The organism is Pantoea sp. S-LA4 (assembly GCF_054482835.1).
Genome location: NZ_JBTLRC010000002.1, coordinates 1163540 through 1177301 on the forward strand (window position 1 = coordinate 1163540; position 13762 = coordinate 1177301).

Sequence of the window (13762 nt, forward strand, 5' to 3'; positions counted from 1 at the left end):
GAACAGTTGTACGCTGAGCAAATCGGATTAACGGTGGTTAAACCAGTTAAGCCAGCGCAGTCCCCAGGGACGGTGCGGCGCGTCCGGCTGGTTCAGTTGGCTAATGCGTTCCTGAATGGTGCGCAGCAGGGTGTCGCCTTCACCATCCTCAGTATCCCAGACCTTGCCCGTCAGCAGCGGCAGGGCTTCATCAGCACGGTCAATCGCCCAGATATGAAAGCGACCTTGCTCAACCGCACTGACCACAGCCTGATTCAGACTCAGGTGTCGCACATTGCAGGCGGGTATAATTACGCCCTGCTGACCGGTCAGTTCACGCTGATGGCAGATATCAAAGAAGCCTTCAATTTTCTCGTTCAGACCGCCAACCGGCTGCACGTTACCGAACTGATCGACTGAGCCAGTGACGGCAATTTGCTGATTGACCGGCTGGTTAGCCAGCGCGCTGATCAGCGCACAGAGTTCAGCCAGCGAGGCGCTGTCGCCGTCCACTTCAGAATAGGACTGTTCAAATACCAGCGAAGCTGAGAAGGGCAGTTGCTGATCCAGCTCCAGCTCGGCAATCAGATAGGCCTGCATAATCATCATGCCTTTTGCATGAATGTTACCGCCCAGCTCGGCTTTGCGCTCAACATCGGTAAACTCGCCGTCGCCAGGATGCACCACACAGGTAATACGCGATGGATCACCCCAGGCGCGAGGATGGCCAGGATATTCCACTACCGACAGACCGTTGATCTGACCGACCACTTCACCTTCAGTCTCAATCAGGATCTGTTTCAGCAGGATCTCATCGCGCATCCGCTCGTTGAGATAATTTTCACGCCACAGGCGAGCTTCCAGCGCATCACGCAGCGCTTCCGCATTGATTTTATCGCCCATCAGCGCGGACTCACGCATCTGACGCTGTAACCAGCGCGGGCAGAGCGGTAACGTCTCCTGATCGCCGCTGTAGCGTACGCCTTCTTTAATCAGCTCTGGCCAGAAATCGGTATCCGGCAGCGGCAGCTCAGCCTGCTGTGCCAGATCGGCGGTCCAGCGGCACCAGGCAAGCATGTCATCTTCATCCAGAATCTGAATGTTCTCTTCAAATTCGGTATAGATAGCCATTTCATGGGCTTCAGGATCGAGCTCCTGAAAGTCAGCCAGTGCTTCACGATCGCCGCACAGCACCAGATTTAACTGGAGCGGCAGTGGCGGTATCGCGACCGGCAAGGGACGTCGCTCATCCTGCGAGGTCCATTCAACATAGCCTTGCTCAATACATTTCTTCAGGCGTAACCAGAGAATTGGCTGGGTCATAAAACTGCGCAGCGTGAGCACCAGCGTGCCACCGTTGGCGCGATGGATCAGCCCCGGCTCAAGCTGAATACGATCTTTATACTGGCGGACACAACCAAACAGCTGTTCGGTTTCAATCCAGTCGGCGAAATGAATACCACCCTGACTGGTGAAAGGGCGTTGAGGGTCTGAAGGGGGCTGCAGCGTGACGTTATCGGCCATGATATGGTAATCACCACCATACAGCGTGGTGGATTCCTCCATGACGCGCTGCGCGGCCTGGGCAATCAGTGCCAGGTAGTCGCGATTTTCCTGGCTACGCACCAGCAGTAACGGGAATCCCTGCGACTGGTGATGTAAATGCGCCAGAGCATTCAGCAATCGGGGCTGTACCGCTGCCAGAGCATCGGTTTCTTCATCAGCAATTCGGGAAAAAACGGATTGGTATTGCGTGCTATCCGGCTGTAAGGTTTGCCACGTAAGTTGGGTGCTGGTCAAAATAATCGCATTTGTCTGATTTAAGAAAAGCGAGATTATACAGGATTCACCCTTGTTAAGCACTGCAGACTTCCTGTTGAAGATGTGACATTGACAGCATGTTTTTCGTTGCTGCATCCGGGAAAAAAGCTGTTATTCTTAGCTCGTTACGTGATCACGATGAGATTCCGATGAAATACCAGCAACTCGAAAATCTTGAATGTGGATGGAAATGGAAATACCTGGTGAAAAAACATCGGGAAGGTGAACTGATCACGCGTCACCTTGAGTTAAGTGCGGCGCAGGCGGCAGTCGATAAACTGCTGGCGATGGAAAATAATCCGGTGACGGTCAACGAATGGATTGCAGAGCACATTCATCCGGATCTGGATAACCGGTTAAAACAAACCATCCGTGCGCGTCGCAAACGTCACTTTAATGCTGAACATCAGCACACGCGTAAAAAGTCTATCGATCTGGAGTATCTGGTCTGGCAACGACTGGCTGGACTGGCGCAGCGGCGAAACAGTACGTTATCGGAGACGGTGGTCCAGTTAATTGAAGATGCTGAACGCAAAGAGAAGTACGCTACCCAGATGTCGAGTCTGCGGGAAGATTTACAGGCGATTCTCGGTAACTCGGGTTCAGAGAAAGAGTAAGCCAGCTCTCAGGAGCCACTCATTTTAGCTGGCAGAGCGTCTCAGAGCAGGGTCGCTGACCGGAACGATGACATAAAAAAACCCCGCCTTAGCGGGGTTTTTTATTACGTGTAAACTTAAGCCTGTGGCTGAGTTACAACGTCTTTGATGCCTTTAACGTCGATTTCTACACGACGGTCCGGCGCCAGGCAGTCGATCAGGGCATTACGGCCTTTCACGCTGTCACAGGTGTTGCCGGTAACTGGGTTAGATTCACCCATGCCACGTGCAGAGATTTTGTTAGAAGGAATACCTTTAGATACCAGGTAATCTACCACTGACTGAGCACGTTTCTCAGACAGTTTCTGGTTGTACTGCTCTGAACCGATGCGATCGGTGAAGCCCAGTACGACAACGGAACCATCTTTAGGATCCATTGAGCTCAGCTGGCTGTACAGCTGATCCAGAGCCTGCTGGCCTTCTGGCTTCAGGGTAGCTTTGTTGAAGGTGAACAGAACGTCAGACTTCAGAGTGAAACGCTTGGTTTCAACAACTGGTGCTGGTGCTGGTGCTGGAGCCGGTGCTGGAGCAGCTTCATCCTGACCGAAGCGGTATGAAACGCCTACGCTCAGCATGCCGTTGTCCGGACGGGTGCCAACGGTCTGTGCATCACCGATGTTGTTAACCCACTGGTAATCCAGACGGGTTGCCCAGTTTTTGGTCAGCGCATACTCAACACCAACGGCAGCCAGCGGAGAAACGCCGGTGTCGTGGTCGCTGATGCGGCCAGTAGTTGGGTTAGTCTGGGTTGCGTCTGCACGCCATACCATGCCGCCCAGACGAGTGTACACGTCCAGATCGTCATAGATTGGGTAGCTCAGTTTAGCTGCCAGCTGAACGCCCTGTGCTTTGAATGCGCCGTTAGTCACGTTGCCTTTGTTAGGCATGCGACCCAGCCAGTCATAGCCCAGCTCGAAGCCCAGGTATGGATTTGCCTGGTAACCAACGAATGCACCTGCACCCAGCTGGCTTTCGTGAGTTGGACCGTCATTGTTTTGGTAACCGTTACCGTAGTAACCAGTGTCGTGATACTGAGACCAGCCCAGTTTAGCACCGGTGTACCAGGTGTCATCTTTCGGAGCGGCCTGCGCTACGGTAGCGAAGCCAGCCAGTGCCACTGCAATTGCGATAGCTGTCTTTTTCATTTTGCGCCTCGTTATCATCCAAATAGGCAATGAGCAAAAAGGTTGCTCTTGGTTTAATCCTTCGCCGGGTCAAAACGCTCGCTTATGACTCTACCGCAAAAAAACGGAGGTTATTGAGCACCCTGGCGAGATAAAGTCTACAACGAGATTGGAAACTTACAAGTATGATGTGAGGCGCTTCTGTAAAAAAACAGAGATTTATACACAAATTCTAACAATTAGCCTGGTGTTATTGTCGTGGCTCAATGCCCAAAAAAACTGCTAAACCATTGTCAACGCTCGAACTAACAGAATCAGTGGTTTAGCGACGACAGATAAGAAATAGTTCTTGAGAAACTTCTGATTTTTACTTAATGAAACAAATCCGACTGAATTTTTAGCGCATTTTGTGGTCCGAGAGGCGCTTCTGGTGATCCACTCGACCGTAAAATCAATCCCAGGGCATCACCTTCCGCTGCCGCATTTTCCAGTTGACGTCGCTCATCTTCATCCAGTTCGTACGGAATCCATGCCAAAACGACACTGTAATTTCCAGTCCGCAGCGCTTTAATCATCGCCTCAACCGCGTTCAGACGCTCAGAATCAGCAATATGCATGCTTTTATCCAGTGGCAAACCAGATTGCTGCAGCCAGGCGCGATTCAGTTTATGTGCCGGCGTTAACCACAACTGCCAGCGTGATTGCTGACTCAACTGCTGCAGCAGCGGCAACAATAACATCTGCATCATTCCAGGCTGCTCACTATAGCGTAACTCGGTGATCCAGCCACGATGAGAAGCGGGGACAGAAGAGGACGCGTAATGATGAGCATAGCGTGCATTATTCGGATGTTGTGTTCGCATAAGTTAATCACTCAGCAGTGGACTGTATGAATATACAGTACTGTCGTTCCGCATAAAGATCAACCCAAATTTCTGAAAACGCCTCGCAAAAACACCACAAGGTTAGCTGAACCGTTAATTATTCATTGAACCTGCAAAGGCTTTTTCCTATCTTCTAATTGCCTGAAAGCAAAGGTGATTTCAGATATTTCTATAACATGGAGGTGGTGTGATGAAAAAGGTTAATCCGATTGTCGAACGCTCCCGGGAACGTCTGGCCCCGCTGGGAACCATCGAGTCACGCACCCAGTTTGGCGGCTATGCGCTGGCCGTGGAACGGGTGGTTTTTGCTTTAGTTAACAATGATGCACTCTACCTGCGAGCCAGCGAACCCCTGCGGGAATACATTACGCAGCGTCCGCTGGAGCCACTGGTATTTCGCAAGCGTGGCGTGATGGTCAGCCTGAACTACTATCGGGTTGATGACGCGCTCTGGCAGGAACCGACGCATCTGCTGAGATTATCAGCCGCGTCGCTGGAGACCGCTCAGTTCGATCAGCATCATAAGCAGTCATCCATCCGGTTAAAAGATCTTCCTAACCTCAGCGTACGCCTGGAGATGATGTTGCATGAAGCGGGCATCCTGAACGTACAGCATCTGTATGACATTGGCGCTAAGCAGTGCTGGCTGAGGCTGAAAGCCGTTAACCAGCATGTGGGATTGCAGACGTTGCTGGCGCTTCAGGGGGCGATATCAGGCCATCACTATGCGGCCCTGCCGCTGTCGGTCAGGGCGGAGCTCAATGCCTGGTTTCAGCGCACCGTACTGATGACGCTGAACCCAAAGAGCGGCGGAAGTTAGTGAGAATTTAGCGTGCGGCGCAGGCGGGCCACGTCTGGCATCAGCGCCACCAGCAAGCCGAGTTGCTGTAATACCAGTGGCGCGCGCGTATCCGCATCGGCGGCCAGCTGGCCGATTCGCTGGGTAAGGAGTTGACGCATCTCCTCCGCCTGCTGGTCGCTGACGACGTCCGTTTGCAGCACATCCTCGACATAACAGACGGTGTCATCCAGTAAGGCGAGCAGTTGCGGCTCATCAATTTTATCGCGATGCGCTCCCAGCGCAGAGATATAGCTCAGGAATGAGTGATTAGAGCAGAGCAACTGGAAAGCGGACTCACGCATCGTCTGACTGGTGCGGCTTTCGCTGCTCATGTTCGACACCACTGAGGCCAGCTCGGCATCGGCATTATGCGCATCCCGCCGGGCAATACGATAAGCAAGGCGGTTATCTTTGCCCTGATGGTACTGCTCCATAATGGCATCCAGATAGCGGCAGTTGGCCTGTAAGGTCCGTTCTGCCACCGCCGGAAGCTGGCGAAAGCGCCAGTCAGGCCAGATAAAGGCGACGGCCAGCCAGGCCAGACCACAGCCCAGCAGCGTATCGACCACGCGCGGTAAAGCCACTTCAAAGCCTTCGCCCAGCAGGTTGAAACAGAGCAGCACCAGCAGGGTGATGAACAGCGTTGCCTGGGCATACTGTACCTGTCTGAAGGCGAAAAACAGCACGCCGCTGATGACAATCAGAATCAGCTGTCCCTCGACAGAAGGGACCAGCCAGAGCACCGGCAGACCAATCGCGATCCCCGCCAGCGTGCCACCAATACGCAACGCCAGCCGCCGTTGTGTCGCATTGTAGTTGGGCTGACAGACGAACAGGCTGGTGAGAAGTATCCAGTAACCCCGTTCCAGGCCGGTGACCTGAATGAAACCGTAACCGATACACAGCACCACTGACATCCGCACCGCATGACGGAACAGCGCGGAGGCGGGGGAAAGGTGGCGACTGAAACGCAGTCTGATATCGCTCCAGCCATTTAATCCCTCGCGCGACAACAGATTATCGCTGTGTTGGGGATCTTCACCCGCCAGCGTCTGTTCTGATTCAACCGAGGCCAGCTGCGCGTCAATGGCCCGCAGGTTGCGCAGTAGCCAGTAAAGCGCACGGGTATGGGTCGCCTCCGGCTCACGCTGCTCCAGCCGTTCTATCGCCTTCTGCAGCCGTTCAAAAGCCCGCTCAAACCGGCTGTCATGAACCCATCTCTCCCGCATCAGGATCGAATGTGCCAGCTGGCGACAGGCCTGGGCCTGCATATTCAGCAGGCGCTGAAACCGGAACAGAATTTCGTTGTAGCGCCAGTCGCCCCGCAGCAGATGATATTGCAGATGGGAGGAGCTGGCCCGTTCGTGGATGTCCTGCGCCACAAAGTAGTAGTGCAGGCTGCGGCGGGTGCCGCGTGAACCGCGATCGCCTCGCAGGCGACTCTGCAGCGTGGTCTTGGTCAGATTGAGCTGCGCCACTAACTGACTGTTAACCATCGCGGCATCGATAAAGGTGGCATCGTCCTGTTCGCCCGCATCCGGATCGAACAGATTTGCTTTGGCATCCAGATAACGCGCCAGTTGGGAAAAACTGCCCGCCAGTTGTTCCTGCACCGGCCGGACCGGAAACATCAGATGACCGAGCAGGGTCAGCAGGTTATACCAGAGTGCGCCTACCAGCAGCAGCATCGGCTGCATATACCACTGGCTGAACAGTCCAATGCCAAGCATGGTGTAGACCGCAATCAGCAGCGCGCCAAACGCGATGGTGGCGTAACGCTGGCCGAGAGCGCCCAGCAGGATGAAGCACCAGGTCGATATCGCCAGCCCGGCCATAAAGGCCAGCGGATAGGGGAACAGCAGTTCAACCGACACCGAAGCGATACAAAAACAGAGCAGGGTGATCAGCAGATTCTTCAGACGCCCGGTGAGCCGATCGTCAAGGTCAGCCAGTGCGGCAGCCACCACGCCCAGTGTCAGAGGGATGGTCCACTCAATCTGCTGCAGCCACAAGGGAATGGCCGCACACCCGCCGAGCGCAAACAGAATGCGCAGCAGGTAGCGCCAGGTACTATTAAACAGATACTGCCGCCAGCCGGGCAGGTTCTTCGACATCATACTAATAGCGACGGGCATTGGCTTCGCGCGCGGCGCGCGCCTCTTCTACGGAGACCACGCGGCGTCCCACCGGCCACAGGGCAATGGCGGCAATTTTGAAGTTGGCGATACCCACCGGAATGCCGATGATGCTGATGCACTGCACAATGCCGATCGAAATATGAGACAGACAGAGCCACCAGCCGAAGAAGATCAGCCAGAAGATATTCAGCAGGGTTCCGCCGGTGTTCATGATGTGGCTTTTACTCTCCGGGCGCAGGACATCAACGTGTACCGCCTCATTACCAAAGGGTAACAGTGACAATCGGGTAATCTCCCAGCAGGAGCGGGTCAGCGGCAGGGTAAAGACCAGCACAATGCTGATTAAGGTGGCAAACAGCCAGCTCAGAGTGGTGAAAAAGCCACCCAGAACAAAATTAAGGACGTTTAATACGGTGCGCATGACATTTTTTCCTTTTGCATTCCGCAAGATGTGACGCCAAGTTTAGCCTGTTTTAAGGCTGGAGCGCTAAGGGTCTGACAGGTAAACTCCCCCTAATCCTATTCTCTGACGTTGGTGTCGGCGTGGAACTGAAAGCAACCTCCATGGGCAAACGGCTTGCCCAGCATCCTTATAATCGGGTCCGTCTGATGGCGGCTGGCGTGGAAGTCAGTGGCGATAAGCATGAGTATCTGATCCCCTTCAATCAATTGCTGGATATTACCTGTAAGCGTGGGCTGGTGTGGGGAGAGCTGGAATTTTTGCTGGCGGATGAAAAAGTGGTCCGGCTGCATGGGACAGAATGGCATGAAACGCAGCGTTTTCACCACTATCTGTTGCAATCCTGGCAGCAGTGGAGCCTGGAGATGAGTGAGGTGTGTCGCGAGGTGTTACAGGCGCTGCGCAGCGATATTGAAACGTTCACTACTCAGGATCGCTGGTTAAACCGTGGCGAACTGCTGGCGCTGAAAGCGAAGATCGTGAAACAGTTTGATGCCTTACCCTTGCCACTCACCCGACTCGGCGAGTTTGCGCAGTGTAGCGATGACTGGGAATGTTGTCAGCGCTGGCTGGAGCAGGGCGAAACGGCGCTGCAACAGCGCAATCGTGACTGGACCGCCGACATCCTGACGCGCTATCACGACTTCTTTGCCCGCGTGGAAAGCACACCACTCAATACCTCGCAGTGCGAAGCCGTGGTGAATGGCGAAGCCTCACTGCTGGTACTGGCCGGTGCCGGAAGCGGTAAAACCTCGGTGCTGGTAGCGCGGGCAGGCTGGCTGATGCAGCGTAAGCTGGCCAGCGCCGATCAAATCCTGCTGCTGGCGTTTGGCCGGCAGGCGGCAGAAGAGATGAACCATCGCATCCAGTCGCGACTGGGTGCCAGCGATATTCAGGCGCGAACCTTCCACTCGCTGGCCCTGCACATTATTCGTGAAGGCAGTAATAAGCAGCCGGCGATCAGCAAGCTGGAGAGTGACCCGCAAGCCCGCCGCGAATTACTGATCCACCACTGGCGTCAGCAGTGCAGCGAAAAAAAAGCCCAGGCGAACGGCTGGCGGCAGTGGCTGCGTGAGGAGCTGGAATGGGATCTGCCGGAAGGTGCTTTCTGGCAGGATGACAAACTGGCTAACCGACTGGCCACCCGGCTGGAGCGCTGGCTGAGTCTGATGCGGATGCACGGCGGCGCGCAGGCAGCGATGATCGACGACGTGCCTGACGAGATCCGTGAGCTGTTCAGTAAGCGTATTAAACTGATGGCTCCGCTGCTGAAAGCCTGGAAGAGCGCGCTGAAAGAGGAAGGGGCGGTCGATTTCTCCGGCCTGATTCATCAGGCGATTGCGATTCTGGATAAGGGCCGGTTCATCAGCCCGTGGAAGCATATTCTGGTCGATGAATTTCAGGATATCTCGCCGCAGCGGGCAGCACTGCTTACTGCGTTACGTCAGCAGAATAAGCGCACCTCGCTGTTCGCGGTTGGGGATGACTGGCAGGCGATCTACCGCTTTAGCGGTGCAGAGATGACGCTGACCACGGCGTTTCATCACTATTTCGGCGAAGGCGATCGCTGCGTGCTCGATACCACCTACCGCTTTAACGATCGCATTGGTGATATCGCCAATCGTTTTGTGCAGCAAAACCCACAGCAGTTACGTAAACCGCTCAACAGCCTGACCAAAGGCAATAAAAAATCGATTTCGCTGCTGCCGCAGGATCAGCTTGAGGGACTCCTCAACAAGCTTAGCGGCTACGCGAAACCGGAGGAGCGCATATTGCTGCTGGCGCGTTACCACTATCTGCGTCCTGAACTGATGGAGAAGGCAAAGACCCGCTGGCCAAAGCTCAATCTGGATTTTATGACAATTCATGCCAGTAAAGGACAGCAGGCGGATTATGTCATTTTGCTCGGCTTACAGCAGGGCAAAGAGGGTTTTCCCGCCGAGGCGCGCGAATCGATCATTGAACAGGGTCTGTTACCGCAGCCGGAAGCCTTTCCCGACGCAGAAGAGCGACGTCTGGCCTATGTGGCGCTGACGCGAGCGCGTCAGCAGGTATGGCTGATGTTCGATAAAGCGCAGCCGTCGGTATTCGTCGCGCAGTTCCGCGAACTCGGTGTCCCGGTGCTGCGCAAAGCCTGAGTTATTTCAGCCGTTCAGCCATATAGCGCGCGTAGTCGGGGATCAGAATGTCGACCTCGCGGGCAAACAGCGGAGACTGGATAATAAAGTCGGCGGTTGAACGGTTGGTGGCGACCGGGATGTTCCACACGGTCGCCAGACGCAGCAGCGCTTTCACGTCCGGATCGTGCGGCACCGCATTCAGCGGGTCCCAGAAGAACATCAGCGCATCAATTTTGCCTTCGGAGATCATCGCGCCAACCTGCTGGTCGCCGCCCATCGGGCCGCTCAGCATGGCGTTTACGGTTAATCCGGTATGGCGATTGATCAGTGTACCGGTGGTGCCGGTGGCGTAAAGCGTGTGCGGTTCAAGGGCTGGCTGGTTTTGTTTAACCCAGTCGAGTAAAGCGGCTTTGCAATGGTCGTGAGCAACCAGTGCGATATGTTTTTTTATGCCGAGGGTACGAACGGTCTGTTCCATAAAGGCTTCCTGATAAGCGCATGCGCCAGAATCGATGGCATGAGTTTACCCCTGGCCTTTCCTTTCTATCAACTCGTCCGTAACATTTTGACCAGCGTCATAAATTGCTGACGGGTTGCTTCATCAAAGCGCTGAAACCAGCGATGCAGCGAAGGCATCTCCGCCTGGGTCGTCCAGGCAAGATCGGCGGTTAACCGGGCGGAAGAGGGAGCTACATTCACTGACCGGGCAAACTGCGGCACGGAAGCGATTTGTCCGGTACGATTATAATTTAGCATCGCTTTTTCCATATCCGCGCTAGCGCTGGCCGGCAGATGGTCACGCATACTGGTAATCTCTTTGCCGCGCTCATCCACCAACTGGAAATTCAGGCTGCGATCAAAATGGACCCGATCACGTTGGGTTTCCAGCGACGGCAGCTTAATGGTGATGGTTTTGGCCACCGCGTTGAAGGTGACGATCATCGGCACGGACTGGTAGCGTTGAACCCTATCCGGTCGATCGTTGCGCAATTTTTCAACCCGGAATACGAACTGATGCTGGCCGCGATCCAGCTCTAAGCTGTCGGCACCTTTAAGGAGCGAGCCCGAAATTTTCCGGCCATCCAGCACTAACAGATCAATCTGCGGATCGAGCTTTAGGGTGATGGCAGAACAGGACGCCGAGACGAGGAGTGCTAATAACCCCGTGACGGCCAGCGACAGCTTCATTTCAACTCCAGTACCAAAGGGCGCAAGGGAAGGTGTGTAGCAAATTCTTACATTATGGCAGTTAATTTACATTTAAACATATTTATTCGTGCGCCGGTTCAATTAATTTCGCTGGCTGGATACCCGTTAACCGCTCTGCCAATCTACACTCAACGCTGGCCTGAAAGGAGAAAAGCATGAACGATCAGACAATTCGCGAGGTGCTGACACGCACCCGGCGCATCGCCTTAGTTGGCGCAAGCGATCGCCCGGAACGCCCAAGCTATGGGGTGATGAAGTATCTACTTGATCAGGGTTACGAGGTGATTCCGGTCAGCCCGAAACTGGCGGGCAAAACGCTACTGGGACAGCAGGCTTACGCCAGCCTGGCTGAAGTACCCGGCAAAATCGATATGGTGGATGTGTTTCGCAATTCGGAAGCGGCCTGGGGCGTTGCGCAGGAAGCGATTGCTGCAGGTGCGAAGACGTTGTGGTTACAGCTGGGGGTGATTAACGAGCAGGCCGCCGTGCTGGCGCAGGATGCGGGCATGACGGTGATTATGGATCGCTGCCCGAAGATTGAAATCCCGCGTCTGGGGTTAACGCGGTAGCAAAACAGGCGTGGCGGCCAACCGTGCCGCCACAGATTAATGTCGCAAATGAGGGGATTGCAATTGCTGACGCAGCCAGTTCATCCATTGACGGCTGTTCCGGATGCTCAACGCTGGTTTCACCGGCAAGCTGAATCTCAGCAACATAGGTATGCACCTGATCGCCTTCCTCATCTTCCATCACCACATGATACCAGGGCGCGCTGCGCAACTTCTCCTCTGCGCCAACTTCCTCAATTTTAGGCTCATCTAACGAGTATTCGGGATCGACATCGACGATAACGCCCAGCACACCAGACAAACGATGACGAACCTGCTGACCAATACCAAATTTACTGGCAATCATAGTGACCTCCGAAAAGAATGCTCTCTATCCAATATGGGGTCGGGAGCAGATTTTTCAAGTCACATGATCCGGCAGGCGAAGCCTTTCAGATAGAGTCCTTCCGGATAGCTGGCGATCACCGGATGATCGGCTGCCTGGCGGAACTGCTCGATGAACTGTACCTCGTGTCCGGCATCCAGCGCGGCATCGGCAATGATCTTCTGGAACAGATCGGTTGCCATCAGACCGGAACAGGAGAATGTCATCAGGATGCCGCCAGGATTGAGCAACTGGATCGCCAGCATATTAATGTCTTTGTAACCGCGGCAGGCGCCCATCAGCTGATTCTTGTTCTCCACGAACTTTGGCGGGTCCATGATGATCAGATCAAATTTTTCACCGGCGTCACGATAACGACGCAGCAGCTTAAATACGTCATCACGTTCAAACCGCGCGCGCGACACATCCAGCTGGTTAAGCTCAACGTTCTGACGTGCCACATCCAGCGCATCCTGTGAGGTATCCACGCTGATCACCTCTTTACAGCCACCCATTAGCGCAGAGACCGCAAATCCGCCGGTATAGGAGAAGCAGTTGAGCACGCGGGCGTCCTGTGCGTAGCGGCGCGTCGCCAGGCGGCTGTCGCGCTGATCGAGGTAATAGCCAGTTTTATGGCCGCCCTGGATATCCACCAGCAGCTTCATGCCATGCTCAGTAATCGGCAGCAGCGGCGGCGGGATTTCACCGGTAACGGTGCCCTGCGCCAGCTCCAGTCCCTCTTTCTTGCGCACCGCAACGTCAGAGCGGTCATAAATGGCGCAGCCAGGGAAGCACTGCTGTAGCGCCGAGATAATGGCCGGACGCTGATATTCGGCACCGGCAGACAGCAGCTGCATCACCAGAAAGTTGCCAAAACGATCGATGGTGACGCCAGGTAATCCATCTGATTCACCTGCAATCAATCTATAGCTGTCCAGACCATCGCGAACCGCCAGCCATTCACGCCACTGCAGCGCCTGTTCAAAACGGCGGACAAAAAAGGCGATGTCGATGGATTCATCAGCTTGCCAGCTCCAGACGCGGGCGCGAATCTGCGACTGGGGTGACCAGGCGGCGCGGGCCAGCCATTTTCCGTTACTGTCGCAAACATCAATGGTTTCGCCCAGCTGTGCTTTGCCTTCCATGCGGGCAACCGCACCGGAAAAGACCCAGGGATGGCGACGGAGCAGGGACTTTTCACGTCCCTTTGCGAGAATCAATCTGACTGTCATAGTTTGCTATGCTTACCTGAAAAAATGAGGCGCCATTGTCCGGTGGATAACGGGAAAATGCAACGAACAGCAGCAGGAGTAACTTATGACAGCAACCTGTGTCAAAGCGTGGGTGCACGGTCGCGTACAGGGCGTCGGTTTCCGCTACAGCACCCAGGCTGAAGCAAAAACGCTCGGCCTGCAGGGGCATGCGCGTAATCTGGAGGATGGCAGCGTTGAGGTACTGGCCTGCGGTGAGCCTGAACAGGTGGATGCGTTAATCAACTGGCTGAAAGCAGGCGGACCGCGCAGCGCCCGGGTCGATAAGGTGCTGGTGGAGCCGCACCATCCCGCTCAGCCGCCGCGCAGTTTCACCACCGGCTAAC

Annotated in this window: 13 protein-coding genes and 1 pseudogene; 5 read left to right on the plus strand and 9 right to left on the minus strand. The window is 54.8% G+C overall.

Translation table 11 applies throughout. The annotated features are described in order from the left end of the window. Positions 1–27 precede the first annotated feature (27 nt). On the minus strand, positions 28–1896 hold the full coding sequence (locus ACX3P5_RS06265) for an AAA family ATPase (RefSeq protein ID WP_458968423.1): 1869 nt from the start codon (positions 1894–1896) through the stop codon (positions 28–30). A 53-nt stretch (positions 1897–1949) separates the two neighbouring features. Between ACX3P5_RS06265 and matP the strand changes: the two genes are divergently transcribed. Further along, positions 1950–2417, plus strand: coding sequence for a macrodomain Ter protein MatP (matP, locus tag ACX3P5_RS06270; protein WP_143807274.1), 468 nt, complete (start codon positions 1950–1952; stop codon positions 2415–2417). Between the two features lie 116 nt (positions 2418–2533). On the opposite strand, the gene ompA is transcribed toward matP, so the two are convergent. Next, positions 2534–3601, minus strand: coding sequence for a porin OmpA (ompA, locus tag ACX3P5_RS06275; protein ID WP_094120105.1), 1068 nt, complete (start codon positions 3599–3601; stop codon positions 2534–2536). Between the two features lie 350 nt (positions 3602–3951). Continuing rightward, on the minus strand, positions 3952–4443 hold the full coding sequence (sulA, locus tag ACX3P5_RS06280; protein ID WP_233984697.1) for an SOS-induced cell division inhibitor SulA: 492 nt from the start codon (positions 4441–4443) through the stop codon (positions 3952–3954). A 211-nt stretch (positions 4444–4654) separates the two neighbouring features. Here sulA and ACX3P5_RS06285 point away from each other — a divergent pair, with 211 nt between their 5' ends. Continuing rightward, entirely contained in the window at positions 4655–5284 is a 630-nt protein-coding gene (locus ACX3P5_RS06285) for a TfoX/Sxy family DNA transformation protein (RefSeq protein WP_233984696.1), read from the plus strand. Here the strand turns inward: ACX3P5_RS06285 and yccS are convergent. Both yccS and ACX3P5_RS06295 read right to left on the minus strand, forming a co-directional pair. Further along, the gene (gene yccS, locus ACX3P5_RS06290; RefSeq protein ID WP_458968424.1) at positions 5281–7440 is read right to left on the minus strand and encodes a YccS family putative transporter; all 2160 of its coding nucleotides are present in this window, start codon (positions 7438–7440) and stop codon (positions 5281–5283) included. The two genes, ACX3P5_RS06285 and yccS, sit on opposite strands and share 4 nt — an antisense overlap. After that, positions 7424–7864, minus strand: coding sequence for a YccF domain-containing protein (locus ACX3P5_RS06295; RefSeq protein WP_233984694.1), 441 nt, complete (start codon positions 7862–7864; stop codon positions 7424–7426). The genes yccS and ACX3P5_RS06295 overlap by 17 nt, the downstream gene beginning before the upstream one ends. A gap of 122 nt (positions 7865–7986) precedes the next feature. Here ACX3P5_RS06295 and helD point away from each other — a divergent pair, with 122 nt between their 5' ends. Beyond that, a complete protein-coding gene (gene helD, locus ACX3P5_RS06300) occupies positions 7987–10041 on the plus strand; it encodes a DNA helicase IV (protein ID WP_458968425.1) in 2055 nt (684 codons plus the stop codon). Position 10042: 1 nt separating this feature from the next. On the opposite strand, the gene mgsA is transcribed toward helD, so the two are convergent. Both mgsA and ACX3P5_RS06310 read right to left on the minus strand, forming a co-directional pair. Continuing rightward, a complete protein-coding gene (gene mgsA / locus ACX3P5_RS06305) occupies positions 10043–10501 on the minus strand; it encodes a methylglyoxal synthase (protein ID WP_233984692.1) in 459 nt (152 codons plus the stop codon). A gap of 68 nt (positions 10502–10569) precedes the next feature. Next, positions 10570–11211, minus strand: coding sequence for a YccT family protein (locus ACX3P5_RS06310; RefSeq protein WP_233984691.1), 642 nt, complete (start codon positions 11209–11211; stop codon positions 10570–10572). Between the two features lie 176 nt (positions 11212–11387). Here ACX3P5_RS06310 and ACX3P5_RS06315 point away from each other — a divergent pair, with 176 nt between their 5' ends. Then, complete coding sequence (locus ACX3P5_RS06315; RefSeq protein ID WP_336754968.1) at positions 11388–11801, plus strand: CoA-binding protein; 414 nt, start codon at positions 11388–11390, stop codon at positions 11799–11801. Positions 11802–11837: 36 nt separating this feature from the next. Here the strand turns inward: ACX3P5_RS06315 and hspQ are convergent. Beyond that, a pseudogene (hspQ, locus tag ACX3P5_RS06320) lies at positions 11838–12147 on the minus strand (heat shock protein HspQ). A gap of 59 nt (positions 12148–12206) precedes the next feature. Next, the gene (gene rlmI, locus ACX3P5_RS06325; RefSeq protein ID WP_233984689.1) at positions 12207–13397 is read right to left on the minus strand and encodes a 23S rRNA (cytosine(1962)-C(5))-methyltransferase RlmI; all 1191 of its coding nucleotides are present in this window, start codon (positions 13395–13397) and stop codon (positions 12207–12209) included. An 85-nt stretch (positions 13398–13482) separates the two neighbouring features. On the opposite strand from rlmI, the gene yccX reads away from it, so the two are divergent. Then, on the plus strand, positions 13483–13761 hold the full coding sequence (gene yccX / locus ACX3P5_RS06330) for an acylphosphatase (protein ID WP_233984688.1): 279 nt from the start codon (positions 13483–13485) through the stop codon (positions 13759–13761). Position 13762 lies beyond the last annotated feature (1 nt).

Bases quoted from the DNA above. Each gene is read 5' to 3' on its own strand.
- ACX3P5_RS06265 (WP_458968423.1), bottom strand. From the start codon at position 1,896: ATGCAGCAACGAAAAACATGCTGTCAATGTCACATCTTCAACAGGAAG.
- mgsA (WP_233984692.1), bottom strand. From the start codon at position 10,501: ATGGAACAGACCGTTCGTACCCTCGGCATAAAAAAACATATCGCACTG.
- rlmI (WP_233984689.1), bottom strand. From the start codon at position 13,397: ATGACAGTCAGATTGATTCTCGCAAAGGGACGTGAAAAGTCCCTGCTC.
- sulA (WP_233984697.1), bottom strand. From the start codon at position 4,443: ATGCGAACACAACATCCGAATAATGCACGCTATGCTCATCATTACGCG.
- matP (WP_143807274.1), top strand. From the start codon at position 1,950: ATGAAATACCAGCAACTCGAAAATCTTGAATGTGGATGGAAATGGAAA.
- ACX3P5_RS06310 (WP_233984691.1), bottom strand. From the start codon at position 11,211: ATGAAGCTGTCGCTGGCCGTCACGGGGTTATTAGCACTCCTCGTCTCG.
- yccS (WP_458968424.1), bottom strand. From the start codon at position 7,440: ATGCCCGTCGCTATTAGTATGATGTCGAAGAACCTGCCCGGCTGGCGG.
- ompA (WP_094120105.1), bottom strand. From the start codon at position 3,601: ATGAAAAAGACAGCTATCGCAATTGCAGTGGCACTGGCTGGCTTCGCT.
- ACX3P5_RS06285 (WP_233984696.1), top strand. From the start codon at position 4,655: ATGAAAAAGGTTAATCCGATTGTCGAACGCTCCCGGGAACGTCTGGCC.
- ACX3P5_RS06315 (WP_336754968.1), top strand. From the start codon at position 11,388: ATGAACGATCAGACAATTCGCGAGGTGCTGACACGCACCCGGCGCATC.
- ACX3P5_RS06295 (WP_233984694.1), bottom strand. From the start codon at position 7,864: ATGCGCACCGTATTAAACGTCCTTAATTTTGTTCTGGGTGGCTTTTTC.
- yccX (WP_233984688.1), top strand. From the start codon at position 13,483: ATGACAGCAACCTGTGTCAAAGCGTGGGTGCACGGTCGCGTACAGGGC.